This is a genomic window from Fusibacter ferrireducens (assembly GCF_015352425.1).
Classification (GTDB): Bacteria; Bacillota; Clostridia; order Peptostreptococcales; family Acidaminobacteraceae; genus Fusibacter_A; species Fusibacter_A ferrireducens.
Genome location: NZ_JADKNH010000019.1, coordinates 60,833 through 77,111 on the forward strand (window position 1 = coordinate 60,833; position 16,279 = coordinate 77,111).

The 16,279-nt window shown below is 36.4% G+C and carries 17 protein-coding genes; 14 read left to right on the top strand and 3 right to left on the bottom strand.

All coding sequences use genetic code 11. The features are described from left to right. The first annotated feature begins 184 nt into the window (after positions 1–184). Together ISU02_RS21750 and ISU02_RS21755 are read left to right on the top strand one after the other, a co-directional pair. A complete protein-coding gene (locus ISU02_RS21750) occupies positions 185–1,555 on the top strand; it encodes a hypothetical protein (RefSeq protein ID WP_194703964.1) in 1,371 nt (456 codons plus the stop codon). 145 nt (positions 1,556–1,700) lie between these two features. Continuing rightward, the gene (locus tag ISU02_RS21755; protein ID WP_194703965.1) at positions 1,701–3,530 is read left to right on the top strand and encodes an HD-GYP domain-containing protein; all 1,830 of its coding nucleotides are present in this window, start codon (positions 1,701–1,703) and stop codon (positions 3,528–3,530) included. 16 nt (positions 3,531–3,546) lie between these two features. Here ISU02_RS21755 and ISU02_RS21760 read toward each other — a convergent pair whose 3' ends face one another. From ISU02_RS21760 to ISU02_RS21770, 3 genes are all read right to left on the bottom strand, one after another. Continuing rightward, positions 3,547–4,440 (bottom strand): metallophosphoesterase family protein, encoded by an 894-nt coding sequence (locus ISU02_RS21760; RefSeq protein ID WP_194703966.1) that lies wholly within the window; start codon positions 4,438–4,440, stop codon positions 3,547–3,549. Positions 4,441–4,617: 177 nt separating this feature from the next. Continuing rightward, positions 4,618–5,502 carry an ADP-ribosylglycohydrolase family protein gene (locus tag ISU02_RS21765; RefSeq protein WP_194703967.1) on the bottom strand — a complete coding sequence of 295 codons (885 nt, stop codon included), beginning with the start codon at positions 5,500–5,502 and terminating at the stop codon, positions 4,618–4,620. A gap of 61 nt (positions 5,503–5,563) precedes the next feature. Next, a complete protein-coding gene (locus ISU02_RS21770) occupies positions 5,564–6,100 on the bottom strand; it encodes a cob(I)yrinic acid a,c-diamide adenosyltransferase (protein ID WP_194703968.1) in 537 nt (178 codons plus the stop codon). Positions 6,101–6,316: 216 nt separating this feature from the next. Here ISU02_RS21770 and ISU02_RS21775 point away from each other — a divergent pair, with 216 nt between their 5' ends. The 12 genes from ISU02_RS21775 to ISU02_RS21830 all read left to right on the top strand — a co-directional run bounded on the left by ISU02_RS21775 (position 6,317) and on the right by ISU02_RS21830 (position 16,095). Then, the gene (locus ISU02_RS21775) at positions 6,317–6,487 is read left to right on the top strand and encodes a rubredoxin (protein ID WP_194703969.1); all 171 of its coding nucleotides are present in this window, start codon (positions 6,317–6,319) and stop codon (positions 6,485–6,487) included. Then, the gene (locus ISU02_RS21780; RefSeq protein WP_194703970.1) at positions 6,484–7,989 is read left to right on the top strand and encodes a sensor domain-containing diguanylate cyclase; all 1,506 of its coding nucleotides are present in this window, start codon (positions 6,484–6,486) and stop codon (positions 7,987–7,989) included. The genes ISU02_RS21775 and ISU02_RS21780 overlap by 4 nt, the downstream gene beginning before the upstream one ends. 75 nt (positions 7,990–8,064) lie before the next feature. Further along, positions 8,065–8,931 carry a hypothetical protein gene (locus ISU02_RS21785; RefSeq protein ID WP_194703971.1) on the top strand — a complete coding sequence of 289 codons (867 nt, stop codon included), beginning with the start codon at positions 8,065–8,067 and terminating at the stop codon, positions 8,929–8,931. Between the two features lie 238 nt (positions 8,932–9,169). Further along, on the top strand, positions 9,170–9,820 hold the full coding sequence (locus tag ISU02_RS21790; protein WP_194703972.1) for a hypothetical protein: 651 nt from the start codon (positions 9,170–9,172) through the stop codon (positions 9,818–9,820). Positions 9,821–9,870: 50 nt separating this feature from the next. Then, positions 9,871–10,299 carry a nucleoside-diphosphate kinase gene (gene ndk / locus ISU02_RS21795; RefSeq protein ID WP_267459437.1) on the top strand — a complete coding sequence of 143 codons (429 nt, stop codon included), beginning with the start codon at positions 9,871–9,873 and terminating at the stop codon, positions 10,297–10,299. Positions 10,300–10,504: 205 nt separating this feature from the next. Further along, positions 10,505–11,368, top strand: a complete 864-nt coding sequence (locus ISU02_RS21800) for a sensor domain-containing diguanylate cyclase (protein ID WP_194703973.1) — start codon at positions 10,505–10,507, stop codon at positions 11,366–11,368. 77 nt (positions 11,369–11,445) lie between these two features. Then, on the top strand, positions 11,446–12,297 hold the full coding sequence (locus ISU02_RS21805) for a nitroreductase family protein (protein WP_194703974.1): 852 nt from the start codon (positions 11,446–11,448) through the stop codon (positions 12,295–12,297). A gap of 146 nt (positions 12,298–12,443) precedes the next feature. Further along, entirely contained in the window at positions 12,444–12,971 is a 528-nt protein-coding gene (locus tag ISU02_RS21810) for a 2-oxoacid:acceptor oxidoreductase family protein (RefSeq protein ID WP_194703975.1), read from the top strand. Next, positions 12,972–13,274 carry a 4Fe-4S binding protein gene (locus tag ISU02_RS21815; RefSeq protein ID WP_194703976.1) on the top strand — a complete coding sequence of 101 codons (303 nt, stop codon included), beginning with the start codon at positions 12,972–12,974 and terminating at the stop codon, positions 13,272–13,274. Beyond that, positions 13,274–14,458, top strand: coding sequence for a transketolase C-terminal domain-containing protein (locus ISU02_RS21820; RefSeq protein WP_194703977.1), 1,185 nt, complete (start codon positions 13,274–13,276; stop codon positions 14,456–14,458). The genes ISU02_RS21815 and ISU02_RS21820 overlap by 1 nt, the downstream gene beginning before the upstream one ends. Beyond that, positions 14,455–15,357: a thiamine pyrophosphate-dependent enzyme gene (locus tag ISU02_RS21825; RefSeq protein ID WP_194703978.1), complete on the top strand. Its 903-nt coding sequence runs from the start codon at positions 14,455–14,457 to the stop codon at positions 15,355–15,357. Before ISU02_RS21820 ends, ISU02_RS21825 begins: the two co-directional genes overlap by 4 nt. 102 nt (positions 15,358–15,459) lie before the next feature. Beyond that, on the top strand, positions 15,460–16,095 hold the full coding sequence (locus ISU02_RS21830) for a GntR family transcriptional regulator (RefSeq protein ID WP_207736492.1): 636 nt from the start codon (positions 15,460–15,462) through the stop codon (positions 16,093–16,095). The last annotated feature ends 184 nt before the right edge of the window (positions 16,096–16,279 follow it).

Genomic DNA, 16,279 nt, shown 5'->3' on the forward strand with positions numbered 1-16,279 from the left:
CCTTGATATTGAAGCCATACAGGCGTATGGACCTGATTTTAGGACCAGTGTACTATAAAGCATGGTATATATCAACATGAGATAGAAATAATCCAAAAAAAAGCATGAATTTTTAATACTCTTTTAAGTTTTTAGGCAGAAATTTATGCTATACTCGTAAAGTACTAAAAACTAAGGAGGAAACATGAATAAGAAAAGTATAATAGCTATTGCAGTGGCGGTAATTTGTATTATAGCAGGAGGTATTGGATATCCGATGGTAAAAGGATATATGATCAAGAAAGATCCTGTTAACTATTTGCTATATGCTTCAACTCAAAATAATTCTAACGCAGTAGATGCATCTATGAAAGGCACTTTCAGCATGGATGATGAAGCATTGAATCAAATGACGGCTTATATGTCTTCAGATCCTGAGGCGATGTCAACTTTTGTCAAGGGCATTGTCGAGGAACTCAATTTTGATGGCCGCGTTAAATTTGGAGCGGATCTAGACAATAATAAGATCGACTTTTATGAAAATATAGGGATTCAATATGGTCAAAGTAAACTATTATCTTTAGAGCTGGGATACATAGACGAGCAATTGTTTTATAGTATGCCCGAAGTGTATAGTAAGGCATTTGCAATGACCAAGAGTGAACTATTTGATTTGATTAAAGAAACACAAGACATTGATTTATCTCAAGTAAAATGGGAAAGTTATTTGGATCTGCTCAAAATGGAAAAGGACCCAGATTATCAAGCTATCTTAAAAGATAAAGCAAAATATGAAGAGATCATCCGTTTATTCCTAGCAGATTTAAAAGCAAATGGGAAAACGGATGTGACACTTGAAAATGGTACTGTGCTTAAGTGTGATCTTTTAGAAACGGATATCAGTTTTAAAGAAATACTGGATCTATATGTGCAGCTCTTTAAAACGGTTAAAGAAGATCAAAATGTGAAAACGCTGGTTAAGAAAAAAGCATTAGCAGCATTGGATATTGCATTAGAAACTGAAGATTATAAACTGATGATGTTGGAAGAAACAGATGTCAAAGATGCAATTGAAAGCATTAATACGGATTTTGATACAAAATGGAATGAGATGATGGATGAGCTCATAAAAACATATGAAGAGATCCAATCAGACGCAACCCTTGCACAAGATGTGGACATTAAATACCATATGGCTTTTGCAATTGATAATAAGTATAATTTGAGACAATATCAAATGAAAGCCAATACCAATGGTATATTAGTTGATGAGACTGTAATTTATAACGCATATGGCGATGATGTTAAATTTGATGAGACACTTGCTGCAGAGGAAACGGTATCTGTGAAAGATATGATTTTAGATCCAGATTATATGGAAACGGTTACAGAAGATGTGATCAGCAAAGGTTTATCAGCATTTCTTTCAAGTGATGCTTTTGTAGCAACAGTAAACGACATCAAGGAAAAAGCAGCTGTTTTACCTGCTGAAGAAAGCCAACAAATTATTGAGTCGTTGGATTATGTGTTGAATAATCAGGAAATGATTATCAATATGATGCTTGGACAGTATTAAAATACTATTGCGTATATATGAGACACAAAAAACCTCTATGATTTAGAGGTTTTTTGTGTCATATCATTTGATCCTAGAAAGATTGAATATTCTTTTATTGTCAATATGAGGTATAATGTAAGGATAAAGTACTGAGGAGTATGCCATGCAATATAAGAAGTTTGAAAATAAAATTGTGATTGTTATCATCTGTAGCTTTTTAATACTTTTGGGAGGCTTCTGGCGTATAACGGCTCTTAATAAAGATGTGGTAGCGTATAATCGATTGGTAAGTATTACAATTGATATTCAAAGTTCCATAAGTGATATCCAAAAGGATTATTATGCTTTTTTTGCCGAACCATTAAAACAGGATAAATACAAAAGCGAAATAGATGCAGAGTTAGTTCGTGTGGATGAACTCCGAGATCTTTTTGTGGAAGGTCGAACCCGTGGCGTTGAGCCACTACACAATCAATTTGATTCAGAGTATATTAAGCTGAAATCTGCCCTTCGATTCAGTCAAAATTTTGAGGCAAGTCATATTGAAACTGTGAACATTCTCATCAATAAGGCGCAATCTACAAATTTAATTGTCAAGCAAGCTGTTGTCAACGAAATAAGGCATATCAACGCCATTATCTCCTATATTTTATGGGCTATAATTGCAGGTGTGATCATTGGTGTTATGAGTATTTTATTTATCATAAGGACAGATGTTCTCAGACCTATTCGAGAGTTTACAGAGGTTTTGAAAAAGAAAACAGATTCCAATGCCTTTGAGTATTCAGATATTAAAATCAGTGGTTTAAATGCATTATCTGAGCTTGCGGATCATTATAATAGTTATACTCGAAAAATTGGTGTAATCAATGATTTAAATGATCGGATCTATGCTCAGAATGGTTTTGACGAAGTGTTGCAATATGTATTTCATGCCTGCAAAGCGTTTATTCCATATAATCGAATTGGGATTGCCATTATCAGTGATGACGGCAAAAAAATAATTGCCACAAGGGCAAAAGCGGATCATCCTATTCTACTGGGACGAAATTATCAAGAATATTTATCACAGTCTTCAATATCTGAAGTGATTCGAAATAATGAATACAGGATATTGAATGATCTTTCAGAGTATTTGGAGAACAAACCTCACTCTGAATCCACGAGGCTTATTCTGGCAGAGGGCCTTAGATCGAGCATAACAATACCGCTTTCTGTTGAAAACAAAGTTGTTGGGGTTATTTTTTTCTCATCGGTTGAAAAAAATGCCTACAATATGTCACATATTCACTTTTTATCGAATATTGCCAATGCCCTTGCCATTTCTTTTGAGAAGAGCTTCGTATATGATGAATTGATTCTTGCGTCTGTTAAGGGGTTTGCAGCTATTGTGGAGTCCAAAGATCATGTGACTGGGAATCATCTTGAACGCATGAGTCAGTATGCAAGATATATCTCTGAAATCCTTTATGAAGATAAATATTTCATTCAAGAAATCGATGAAAATTTTATTGACCAAATCTATAAGTTCAGTCCATTACACGATATAGGCAAGGTTGGTATCGAGGACAGCATTTTGAATAAAAACGGCAAATTGGATACACAAGAGTTTGAAGTGATGAAAGTTCACACGAATATAGGTTATGAGATATTGAGAGACATGTCAGCCTCAAAGTTTTTTAACAGAACAGCTTTTTTTAAAATTGCAATGGATATTACACGTTATCACCATGAAAAATTTGATGGCACAGGTTACCCAGAGGGGTTAATCGGTAACAATATTCCCTTGGCGGCAAGAATCGTCGCACTTGCAGACGTCTTTGATGCGCTGACCTCTGAAAGACCTTATAAGAGAGCATTCTCATATGAAGAAGCTCTCAACATCATCAAGGATGGAAAGGGTACACATTTTGACCCCGAGATTGTAAACTGCTTATTGCACCATGAGTCCTCTTTTAAAAAGATCTACAGAAAGATGAAATACAATGATTGAAGTAAGCGACGTTGTATTATCTCATCATAAAATTTTCAATGGGTTGTGGTCCCCTGGTGACACGTCTTTTGATTTCCAAAGAGCCTGAACTATTGGGCAGTATGCGCCATTCAATCATTGAGATTTGACCATTTTCTATCTCTAATCCCGTAATATTTCGAGGATGAATACAGCAACCTGTGTTGAAGTAGGGGAGTTCGTAATTCTTAGGATATTTAGGTCTGTGCGTGTGTCCTGCAATGAGTATTTTTCGAGTTTGTGAAATCCATTTGGTATAGTTTTTCTCAATTTTATGACGCTTGTGTGCATTTTTAGCTGGACTGGCTGGATTTCTAAAGCCCACAATATGCAAATATCTCCAAAAATGGCGACTTAAAAATCTCATAATTGGCCAAATTTGATCATTTATAAAATCACCTTGGTGACCGTGGACGATGAAGATTTCTTGATCGTTTTCTTTATTTTCAAGAATAATGGATTCGTGAACTTCAATATTGGGAAAGAGCTGACTGAAAAACTCTTCATATTCATCATAAAAGTGAAAAAGGTCATTTTGGGCGGTATACGAATGCCGAAAGGTGTTATTATGATTGCCATAGAGCATCACAAAACGATCTGAGAGATAAAATTCACGGAGCAACATAAAGACGTCGCTGTGTGCATAACGTATGACATCAAATTTGTTGTGCTCCCATAGTTCGTCGCCATCGCCAACTTCAATATAGGTAAAGTCATTTTTCAAGTAATGCTGAAGGGCAAAATAATATATATTTTGATTGTGAGCGAATTCATCAGAGAGACTGTTGTCACCACGGTGGACATCGCTGAACAATATAAATTTTGAGTTTGTATTAAAAGGAATTCTATGGGCAGTCTTGTATGCTGCGTTTAATCGCTGCATTGTAAACATATGAAACATCTCCTTATGCCGGTCTTTGGAACTCATATACCCATTATAGCACTAAATAGTTAATACTTTGTTAGTATTCAAGGATATTTTGGTAAATGCTCAAAAAATAAATGCCTCAAAATTAAGTTTGTCAGAGTGCACAAGCTTATTTTGGGGCATTATATTAATTTGCTTCAATTAGAGTCGCCTATAAGCACTGAATTTCTCAATGGCAACATGTTCATTCATATTGTCGATTAGATGTGTAGGAATTGCGTGATAACCGTTGATCAGCCCTAAAATGGCCCCAACGACAATGCCACGACTTGCAGAATCGCCACCACAAAGATTGTTGAATCTCAGTGCTTCAGCAAATTGATGTTCATATTTTAAAATCAAATACATCGTTGCTGGAAAAGCATATTCACTTGTGCAACTTTGACCGATATCTTTAACGAACTCAATAGTATCCGATTCAAGATGTGCCCTAATTCGATCAAAGATGGCCCTAAATTGGGGATATTTCAGCAATAGAATATCAATACTTTCTTGCAGTGGTTTTCCGATGATGAGCTCCAAGGTTAAATCTGTTAAAAAGTGACCTATCTGAATTAGATTTTCGTCATCGTGAGTCATCCGCGTTTGAGCTTCAACAAAATCATGGAGTTTTGGATCGTCAAAGTAGTAAAAAATAAGAGGGAAGCATCTTGAGAAACCACCTAATTCATTAGATGACGAACCCCTGTGATTTTGCTTGTCGAGAAGGGTCAGACTTTCCTTAGTGGCATGATCAATGTACCCTTCGTATTTTTTCATGTAAGTTAACCAATTGGTTTGAAAAGTGACTAAATCAAAGCCATCGTTAGCAGAAATGCTTTTCAATAATAAAAGACTCTGATCACCGTAGTGGGTTAAATCACCCTTGTGTTTATGAGCATGGAATAAGTTTTTCGAGGGATCAACATAATCATTTTGAGAGTGAGCTTCAATCATTAATTTGTCGGTGTCATAAATCCAGTGAACATTTAGAGAAAAAGCATCGCCAACAAATGAGCCAAATAGCATTCCTTTCAATCGTTCCATAGAAATCCCACCTTTTCATATGTCGTCTATTTATAAGTTACCCATTTGAAAAAAGCTCAATCTATTTCATAAATTCAACAAGAATTAAATCGGTTTCAGAAAATCTTGCCAATGTGTAGATCACATCGGATAGGCGATTGACGTATTTAATCAACACCGGTCTTATATCCGCTTGTGAAGAAAGTTCTAAAATGCGCCTTTCAGCACGTCTGCACACTGTCCTAGTCACATGCATATGTGCACTAAATGCATTACTTCCAGGAATGATGAATTGAAAAGCATCCTCTCGATTCATTTGATCTAAATAATGATCAATTAGTGACTCTAGCCAGATAATGTCCTCTTCCGTTACTTTTTCGGGGAAATTCATGCTTTCAATGGTTGCAAGTTCTCCAGCCACATTAAAAAGTTTTCTTTGAATTGTCAATAGATGTGCTTTAATCTCCTGATTCTCACAAAATTGCCTAGATACGCCTATGTTAGAATTGAGTTCATCAATGGTGCCATAAGATTCAACTCTGATATCAAATTTGGAAACACGTGTGCCGTCGTATAGACTTGTTTCACCTTTATCGCCTGTTTTAGTGTAAATTTTCATCTTATTTTTTTATCCACAAATTGCTTTATGGCCTCCTTTCAGTATGGAATCGTTGGATCATGAGTTGGATCATGATATAGAATTAATACCCGAAAGTGGAGGGAATAATAGTGAAGAATGTAAATAAAATATGAATCTTAAAAGCGTTTAAAAAGGCTTAAAAAAGTGTAAAAGATGTTATAATAAATCTAGTTGTACGCGTAAAAGGAGGTCAGTGTGAAAATTTATAAATGCACAGTATGCGGTTATATTTATAAACCTGAGAAGGGGGAGTGGCGTAAGGATATTCCTAAAGGAACACCCTTTGAGGAGTTGCCAGAAGATTTTAAATGTCCGACGTGTAATCAACCCAAAATGGCTTTTGTGCCACTGGATGATGACAAATGAAACAACCAATAAAACCACAAATTGATCAGAATGCTTTTGATGTAATTTCAAGAAAAAAAATTTTTAAATTCAGTTTAGCGGTGATTGGTTTGGTGCTCTTCTTAAATGTATTGTTGATGATCCATTCTGTTGAAGAACAGGAAAAGATTGGACATCTGATCACTGCCATAAACAATCAGAGGATGTTGAGCCAACGGATTATCAAGAGTGTTCTAGGATTTGAGCAGGCTGAATCCTTATCTCAAAAGGAGCTTTACTACAAGGAAATTGAGTTTTCGCTCAGACAGCTGTCCACAACCCAGGAGCAACTTGTGGCAAATGATTTTTTGTTTCAGTTTGAGGATACGAGTTCTGGAAAACTGTTAGATTCTGCGATGCCATACTATGGTGAAATATTAAGAATTACAGGAAAAATCATAGATGAAAAAGCATTGCTGCTCTTCGATGAACGCAATAAGTTGAGTTTAAATGGAGATTACTACTTAAGGTTTATGGATGAACTTTTAGCTCAACTGTCCCATTATTTGAAACATTTCAACCAAAACATGGTTCGATATGAAATTGGGACGGCGATATTGATTGTGATTCTCATAGTAAGCGAGTATTTTTTTGTCTATATACCTGCAGATCGTCGAACAGAAGAATCCATAAGCGAAACTAAAAATCTTTTCGATATTGCGCCAACGGCGATTGTCATAGTAGATCCCAAAGATTTTACGATTCAGGAAATTAATGATGCAGGTGAAGCCCTTTTACAATTAAATTATGATGAAGCTTTACGCATGAATCTTCAAGACTTCATACCAGAAGAGACTAAAAATCAAATTCAGCATTTTTCGGAAAAAGAGCACGAGCATATCATCAAGGGCATAGAAGCCAATATTAGGGACTTAAAAAGAAATGAAATTGTATGTCTAATTTCCGTGGGTAAATTCAATTTTGGGGGCAAAGAACATCTGTTGATCGGTTTAGCAGATATAACTGCACAAAAGCAATCAGAAGAAGTCTTTGAAAAATTGGCAACAATTGATGAGATGACGGGACTATATAATCGTAGAACGGGTCTGGTGATGCTGGGAAAAGAATTTGAAAAAGCGAAGAGACATATCTATGATGTAACGGTTTGTTTTATCGATATGGATGGCCTTAAACACGTCAATGACACTTTTGGTCATTCAGAAGGTGACTGGTATATTCGATCGATTACAACGATTATTCGCGAGGGCATTAGACAAGGCGATATTGGTATGCGCTTTGGAGGCGATGAAATCGTACTTGGCCTTACAAACTGTGATGAAGTGGAAGCGGAACACATTATGAACAGGATTCAAACCGTGCTCGACCTTATCATTGAAAAAGAGAATAAACCTTATGAAATGGGGATCAGCTATGGTTTGTCCGAATACAAAAAAGATGTGCCCGTATCGTTAGAAGCATTTATAAACTATGCTGATGAACGCATGTATGCGGTAAAGACGTTAAAAAAAACCACTAGGCGCTAATAAAGAGTGGGATTGTGTGCAATTGCCTATTTTGATATAATAAGCGTATAAGGCAACTATAAATGGAGGTAAGGCATGATAAAAAAAGTAGATCACATTACAAATTATTTTGAAACTTCTTATGATTTAAACCGTATAAAGTTATTACCAATTACCGATAAGTTTAGACTCATCAATTATATTAAATTGGTGAGAAGAGCAAGCGAAATTGCCAAAGAAAAAGGGATCATTGAGATTACAAAATCTGAATACTACGATATGGACTTCACCTTCCATCTTTTGATTTCATTGATAAGCTCTGGAACAGATCCTTCAGTGGTTTCAGAAGTCATTGAGCACTATGCTCATAATTTTGACGACAGCGATATTTATTATGCAAAGCTCATTGTCTTAGGCTCAGGTGCGTTGATGATTCAAAAGGGCATTGACAGTGATTCTATTATCAACTATTTAATCAGTTTATTGGGTGACGATTTCTTACGCAATAATTATCAGAGAATTTATGAGCATAAAGAGATTCTAGATCTTGACGAAGAAAACGAAATCAATATTAAGTACAAGAACTTTGATTACACTTATAGAAAGTTAAAATATGATCTCTTAGCGCTTTTAAAGATCAAGAGAGAAATGGGACACGAACATGTGAGCAATGTGGTGTTCAATATATATAATAACAAAGAATTGAAGCTATACTTCAAACTTTTAGATACGAGGGATAAAAGCGTTTCAGAGTATATTTATCATAACTTGATGAAGACTTCTCCAAAGATGGATCGCTTTTTACTAACGGCTTCAAGATGTATTATCAATGAAATGTCGATTCTTGAAACACATTATTTATTCAACGCAATTATTGGCAAGTATACGCGTTTTGACAAACCTTATTCTGAAGTTATGGATGAAATTAAGGTTAGAGAAGATGAGATTTTAGCAACTCAATAATTCAAGCCCCCCCAGTATATTGACTTGTCAATATACTGGGGTTTTTATTAAGACAAGAAGATCCAGAAAAAAGATCCAGAAAACAAAAGATCCAGAAGACAAAAGATCAAGAAGAAAAGACCATCAAAATTTGAGACGAAAGCTGTAATGAGGGGGGGCAACCTCAAACAACATCAGTGAAAATCGTTTTGAGTCATTGAGGGATGGCTCAAATGTTGGTTAGTTTCAGGAGATGACAATGACTTTTAGACTAAAGCAAATGATATATGGAACTATGATTATCGTAAGTTTATATGGTATATCTAATGGCTATGGCGTTAAGGGATTGCTATTATTGGGGGTGGTTATTTTAGGAAGCTATATCATTGATAGGCGTCAAGTAAGGCGATATACGATCATGATTCTCAACAAACTCTATATTTGCTTGGATTTAAAAGCCTATGATCAAATGGTGGAAGAACTTAGGACAGCGCTTTTCTTTTCGCCATTGAGGCGGCAAACCGTTCTCTTCTTTGGTTTGATGAAACAAGCATACGGTGAAGATATGGATTTAGAATCTTGGAAGCGTTTAAATCATTGGTATGTTCCCTATATTTGGCGCATATATTCAAAAGTACTTCTTGGAGATTCGCTTCACAGTCGAGCACAAAGCGTTATAAGTAAATATGAGCAAGATTATGTACTAATTATCATCTCAGTCCAGGAAATTCTCAAGGCACCTGTGGAGACGCAAAAGGACGCCCTTTTAGATTTGAGAAGCAAAACTGAAAACAATCTTCAGTTTGCTTGGATTAACTTTTTAATATCAAGACTTGAAATTGATCCCAATAAGAGTGCTTACTATCTTAGAATTGCAACAAATATCGCGCCTGATTTTTTCGGAGGATGAGTGATTGAAATGATAAAATTGGGATATACTCTTTCAAAGGAGATGATTTTATGAATAAAAGTCGGCACATGGAACGCACCTTGGTGATCATTAAACCGGATGGTGTTAAGAGAGCATTAATCGGAAGAATAATAGAGCGTTATGAAGATAAAAATTTAAAAATTAGCGCTATGAAGTTTGAAAATGCAACTCAAGAAATTCTTGAAAAACACTATGAGGAACATCTGGGTAAGCCATTTTACGAAAGCTTGCTCTCCTTTATGAAATCAGGTCCCGTCGTTGTCATGGTATTGTATGGTGAAAATGCCATTGAACTCGTCCGGAAAATAAATGGTGCCACGGATTTTTTAAAAGCGGATTCAGGCAGTATTAGAGGACAATATGCTTTTTGCACCACGGAAAATCTCGTACATGGATCAGATTCTAAAGATTCTGCTGAAAGAGAAATTCACCTCTGGTTTCCAGAATTAAAGTCATAAAATAAAATTAATTTGAAAAAATACTTGGAAAACGACTATTATAAAAAAATAAAAGTCGTTTTTTTTAAATCTTTAGTTACAGAATAGCTGTGTGGGTATTAATGAAAATGAATACTGTTTTTTTCAAAAACAGTCGGCTAGCACCTAAGACATCCATAGAAGTGACTTATAAGTATTGCATATAGAAGAAAGTGAGGAGATTGATATGATAACGACGAATATTTATAAGCTCATTGTTGAAAATGCCCCTAATATGATTTGGATGAGTGGTGTGGATAAACTCTGTTACTATTTTAATACCACATGGTTAAACTTTACCGGGCGGACCATTGAAGAAGAGCAAGGTAATGGTTGGGCAGAAGGTGTTCATCCAGAAGATTTAGAGAGATGCATTCAAATATACGAAGCAAATTTTGATAGACACGAACCTTTTTACATGGAATATCGCCTGAGACGAAATGATGGGGAGTACAGATGGATATCAGATCAGGGCACGCCTTTATACGATCAGGGTGAATTTCTAGGTTATTTAGGCAGCTGTATGGATATTCATGAAAAGATCATAGGAAAAAAGGTAATTGATATGGCCTATTATGATGGCCTTACTCGATTGAATTCAAGGCAGTATTTCATTGACGAAGTTTCTGCATGGATAGATCATTATCCTGCTAGTGAAAGCCCCTTTACGCTGGCATTATTGGATCTTGACGACTTCAAATCCATCAATGATCAGTTTGGACACAGATCAGGTGATATTGTTTTGATCAAGGTTGCTGAAGTCTTGAAAACGTTCATAAGAAGTGATGATATTGCAGCGCGTTACGGTGGCGATGAATTCATACTGTTGTTGAAAGATGTAAATATACGGGATGCCACTATTGTTATAAAGCGCATTGAAGCAGAAATTGAAAATTTGGAATTTAATTTTAATGAACAACTGGTACATATTAGCGCAAGTATTGGCATAACAGAATTTGTTCCAGGATTTTCATTGGATCGGTTTATTATTGAGGCGGATCAACAGATGTATTTGAAGAAAAAAAAGCGGCATAAGAAATTGGGTGACTGACACTCCAATTTGAGTTCAAGGATTTTTTGAGTAGATTAATCAAGAACGCGATTTTAATAATTTATAAGGAGGCACATATGTACGTTAATTTAATCGAAAACAGGAGATCTGTGAGAAGTTTTAAAAATACACCGATTACGGCAGATCATCTTGAAAAAATGAATCTCTTTTTAGATGTGTTAAATCAAAGTGTTGGACCATTTGGCCACAGAGCTGAATTTGCTATGATTCCAGTGAGCAATCACATTAATGCTGAAGGAGAGCGGATTGGCACGTATGGTGTCATTAGAAATCCTGCTGGTTATGTTGTTGGCATGACCAAAAACGATAGAGAATATCTCGTTGATTTTGGATATACTTTTGAAATTTTTATGCTGGACTTATTTTCATTAGGTGTGGGTTCTTGCTGGTTGGGAGGGACTTTTGATCGAAAAATGCTCAGTACCAAATTTGAAATGAACAGCAGCTTTATTATTCCAGCGATTATGCCCTTTGGCTATCATGATGAAAAACCAAGTTTTATTGAAAAAACAATGAGAAGACTTGCAAATTCTGACCACAAACTTGACTTTGAAACGGTGTGCTTTAATCAGAATTTAGAAAGCCCACTTAAAAAAGAAGAGGCTTCAATTTATGAAATTCCACTTGAAATGGCAAGAATTGGCCCTTCGGCGTCGAATAAACAACCTTGGAGAATGGTGATCGGTGCTGATGGCTTGGTACACTTTTTTATAAAGCACACCCCTAATTATGGCAATCGATTGAAATTTGACATTCAACTACTCGACATGGGGATTGCAATGGCTCATTTCAAAAGTGCGGCAGATGAAATTGGCATTAAAGGTGAGTGGAAAGTCTGTGAGGGACTTCAAATTCCCGTTGACGATCCGCATGTTGAATATATTATGTCGTGGCAGACGCAGCTATAATCAAATTTTTGAATAAGCATTAAAAAAAAAGCGCAAATTATTGCGCTTTTGTATTGTTTTGTGAACAAAGCTATGATATGCTTGATACATACCACTGATATATCAGAAATATATCGTGAAAATCGATAAAGTGAAAGAGGTGTTTTATGTTCGAAATAAGATGGCATGGTAGAGGCGGTCAAGGGAGTTTTACAGGTGCCAAATTGCTAGGGGTTGCAGCTTCTCTCTATGATGAGAAATTTGCACAGGCATTTCCGTCATTTGGTCCGGAAAGAAGAGGAGCGCCTGTTCTAGGCTTTAATAGAATTTCAGATGAGAAAATAACCGATCGCAGTGAACTGACAAAATGTGACTATATAGTTTTTTTAGACGATACGCTATTCGATGAATCCGTTTTGGATGATTTAAAAAGCGATGATGGCATTGTCGTTGTGAATACTCAGAGACAGATTGAGCATAAAAATATTAAGTGTATAGATGCCACAAAAATTGCACTTGAAGTTTTGGGCATTCCGATTTCCAATACAGTGATGTTGGGATATCTTGCAAGCTATGCTAAAGAAGCGGTAAGTTATCAAGCCTGTATAGATGCCATTAAAGCGAGTATGAAAGCAAGTATTGCTGATAAAAATATAGAAGCCTTTAAAAGTGCTTACAATCAGGGGGGCTTATAAATGAAAAATTTCAAAAGAGTACCGGTACCACCGTTAAATCATATTAATGATTATCCGATGGGATCAAGTTGTGAGAGTTTTCACATTACGGATCAAAATTCTGGCTGGCGTGTTTTTATGCCAGTGATTAACTTGGATAAATGTGTGAGTTGCTATAGATGCTATTTGGTATGTCCAGATGGCGCGATTCATCAAAATGAAGATCAAAAGTTTGAAATTGATTATGATTATTGCAAAGGCTGCGGCATTTGCGCAAATGAATGCAAAATCAATGCAATAAACATGGTTAAGGAGGATAAATAATGAGTCGTAATGCATTTTTAAATGGAGATGAAGCGGTTGCATATGGTGTTAAATTATCAAGACCTCATGTTGTAGCGGCTTATCCAATTACTCCTCAAACGATTGCCGTAGAAAAAATATCATCGTTTGTACAAAACGGTGAACTTCAATGTGAATATATGCATGTGGAATCAGAGCACAGTGCCATGGCATGTTCTATCGGAGCGAGTTCAGTTGGGGCAAGAACTTTTACAGCTACATCCTCTCAAGGTCTTCTCTATATGGCAGAGTGTTTGCCATATGCTTCTGGTGCAAGACTGCCCATTGTTATGATGAATGCCAATAGGGCAATTGCAACACCTTGGAATATATATGGGGATCAGATGGACGTTATGTTTCTACTCAATGCAGGTTGGGTGCAGATTTTCGTTGAGGATGCCCAAGAGGCATTGGATATGACGATACAAAGCTTTAAAGTTGCAGAGCACAAGGCAGTTATGGCACCTGTGATGATTAATCTTGATGGTTTTGTATTGACGCATACGTATGAAAAAGTCAACATCCCATCGCAAGAAGCTGTGGATCAGTTTCTACCGGCTTTTACGGGTGCGCCTCATATGATGAATGATGAAACGCCAATGAGCATGTGTATTTCGGCAGGTAATCAGCACAATATGGAATTTAAATTAAAACAACATAGAGACTTATTGAGTGCCCTTGAAATTATTGAATCCGTAGATCGTGAATTCGAAGAGCAATTTGGAAGAGGCTATGGGGGTGCTATAGAAGGGTATAAACATGAAGATGCTGAAATCCTTTTGATCACCACAGGCAGTGTCACAGGAACGGCAAGAGTTGTTGTGGATCAATTGAGATCTGAGGGCAAGCGTGTGGGTCTTGTTAAACTAAGAGTTGTCAGACCGTTTCCAGTGGCACAGTTAGGGGCTACAATAAAAAATGCCAAAGTCATAGGTGTTGTGGATAAAAATATTTCTTTTGGATATGAAGGGACGCTTTATACCAATATTAATTCCGCGTTAATTCAAAGTGACATAAAAAAGGAAACTTATAATTTCATTGGAGGTATTGGCGGCAGAGATATTACTAAAGAGGCTATTTTGGAAATGTATGAAAATTTAAGACTTGCTTCTGTTGGTGAATCCATTGAAAAAGTAAGTTATTACAATGTGAGGTGTGCGTTATGACGATCAATAAATCCATTAAGCTAAATGCGAGGAACATCACAAGTGACGAGTACTTTTATGGGCACAAAGCTTGTGGTGGCTGTGGTGAGAGCTTAGCTCTTAGACTGGCGCTGAAAGTTCTTGGAGATGAGGCTTATCTCTCCTTACCAGCGGGCTGTATGGCGGCAGTGTCATTTATCTATCCCAATATGGCTTTTAAAAACAATGCGATGATTACACCATTTGCTTCAACTGCAGCAGTTGCAACAGGTGTTGCAGCAGGTTTAAAGGCACTTAATCGAAAACATCTCTCTGTTGGGTTTGCTGGGGATGGTGGAACTGCGGACATTGGTATTCAAGCCTTATCTGGAGCGATTGATAGAGGTGAAAAATTTATATATATTTGTACGGATAATGAAGCGTATATGAATACGGGCATCCAAAAAAGTGGTCTTACGCCCTTTGGAGCAAGTACCACCACAACGCCTGCCGGCAAAGTAATTCGCGGCAATATTAAACCCAAAAAGAATATGTTTGAGATCGTTGCGGCACATGGTATCAAATATGCTGCAACTGCAAGCGTGGGGTACTTAGAGGACTTCATGAATAAAGTGCAGAAGGCAAAAGAAGCAGATGGACCGGCTTATATTCATGTGTTTTCACCTTGTCCCACTGGTTGGGGGCATGAATCCGATCAAACGATTGCAATTGCGAAAGAAGTTGTGGACAATGGTCTGTGGTATCTTGCCGAATATGAAAATGGTAAATTCAGTTTAAATAAAAAGCCAGATCTTTCAAGTGATATTAGGCCCTATTTAAAAGGACAGGCGAGATTTAAACATTTGCAAGATGAAGATATACAAATTGTTGAAGCGTTAAGAGCAGAAAAGTGGGCTCAAATGCTTGCAGAATGGCAATAACTAATGCTTGGTTTACTTTTTCAAATCATGTATAATAAGATTTAATAGATTGTTGAAAATTTACAAAATATGACATGATTATAGATGATGAGGGATGAAGCTGTGAAACAAGCCAATAATGTAATTTTTGAAGTTTTAAAAAAGAGAATAATAGAGTTAGAAATGAAACCAGGTGATGTGATAAATGAGAAGGATCTCATCGTTGAATTCGGCGTAAGTCGTACACCTGTCAGAGAAGCGCTTATTAAGCTATCTCAAATTGATCTTGTTGAAATTAGACCGAGAGTGGGTACTTTTGTCACTCAAATTGATCTTGCCACAGTAAAGAGTGCCTATGAGGTTAAAAAAAATCTGGAAGGCCTTGCGGCAGAGTTGGCGGCAAAGCGAGCAACAACTGAAGAAATATTAGCGCTATACGATATCATAGAGCGGTTTTCAAAATATGATATTGTTAAAGATTACAAGCTATGTATTGAAGACGACCAAAATTTTCACGAGATAATTAGAAAGGCATCAAGAAATGAAATACTAATTGATGTACTGGATAACCTCAACACAAAGACAGCTAGATTTTTGCAATCGATTCAATATGTCATCGAAAATTTTGAGTGGTTTTTTGAATCTCTTCAGGATATTGCGACTGCAATAAAGGAGAAAAACACAGAAGAAGCTAGAAAACATACTGAAGAACATACTCGCCGATTTTTAGAAGAGCTGTCACGCAATTTCTTTTCTTAAAGCAAAGGGCAATGATGGTCTATAAATTCATAGAGCTGTTACATGGGAAAGTAAATGGGAGGTATAGCGTGAAAAATAAAGTAGCTCAAAATAAAAAAGGGCATACTTAATAAAGGTCTTTTAGGCCCTACAAAAATGAAGCTTTAGTCTAAGCCACGGAAATATCAGTTTCTTTTATTAGACC

Coding starts and splice junctions, on each gene's coding strand:
- ISU02_RS21750 (WP_194703964.1), top strand. CDS start 185: ATGAATAAGAAAAGTATAATAGCTATTGCAGTGGCGGTAATTTGTATT.
- ISU02_RS21755 (WP_194703965.1), top strand. CDS start 1,701: ATGCAATATAAGAAGTTTGAAAATAAAATTGTGATTGTTATCATCTGT.
- ISU02_RS21760 (WP_194703966.1), bottom strand. CDS start 4,440: ATGTTTACAATGCAGCGATTAAACGCAGCATACAAGACTGCCCATAGA.
- ISU02_RS21765 (WP_194703967.1), bottom strand. CDS start 5,502: ATGGAACGATTGAAAGGAATGCTATTTGGCTCATTTGTTGGCGATGCT.
- ISU02_RS21770 (WP_194703968.1), bottom strand. CDS start 6,100: ATGAAAATTTACACTAAAACAGGCGATAAAGGTGAAACAAGTCTATAC.
- ISU02_RS21780 (WP_194703970.1), top strand. CDS start 6,484: ATGAAACAACCAATAAAACCACAAATTGATCAGAATGCTTTTGATGTA.
- ISU02_RS21785 (WP_194703971.1), top strand. CDS start 8,065: ATGATAAAAAAAGTAGATCACATTACAAATTATTTTGAAACTTCTTAT.
- ISU02_RS21790 (WP_194703972.1), top strand. CDS start 9,170: ATGACTTTTAGACTAAAGCAAATGATATATGGAACTATGATTATCGTA.
- ndk (WP_267459437.1), top strand. CDS start 9,871: ATGAATAAAAGTCGGCACATGGAACGCACCTTGGTGATCATTAAACCG.
- ISU02_RS21800 (WP_194703973.1), top strand. CDS start 10,505: ATGATAACGACGAATATTTATAAGCTCATTGTTGAAAATGCCCCTAAT.
- ISU02_RS21805 (WP_194703974.1), top strand. CDS start 11,446: ATGTACGTTAATTTAATCGAAAACAGGAGATCTGTGAGAAGTTTTAAA.
- ISU02_RS21810 (WP_194703975.1), top strand. CDS start 12,444: ATGTTCGAAATAAGATGGCATGGTAGAGGCGGTCAAGGGAGTTTTACA.
- ISU02_RS21815 (WP_194703976.1), top strand. CDS start 12,972: ATGAAAAATTTCAAAAGAGTACCGGTACCACCGTTAAATCATATTAAT.
- ISU02_RS21820 (WP_194703977.1), top strand. CDS start 13,274: ATGAGTCGTAATGCATTTTTAAATGGAGATGAAGCGGTTGCATATGGT.
- ISU02_RS21825 (WP_194703978.1), top strand. CDS start 14,455: ATGACGATCAATAAATCCATTAAGCTAAATGCGAGGAACATCACAAGT.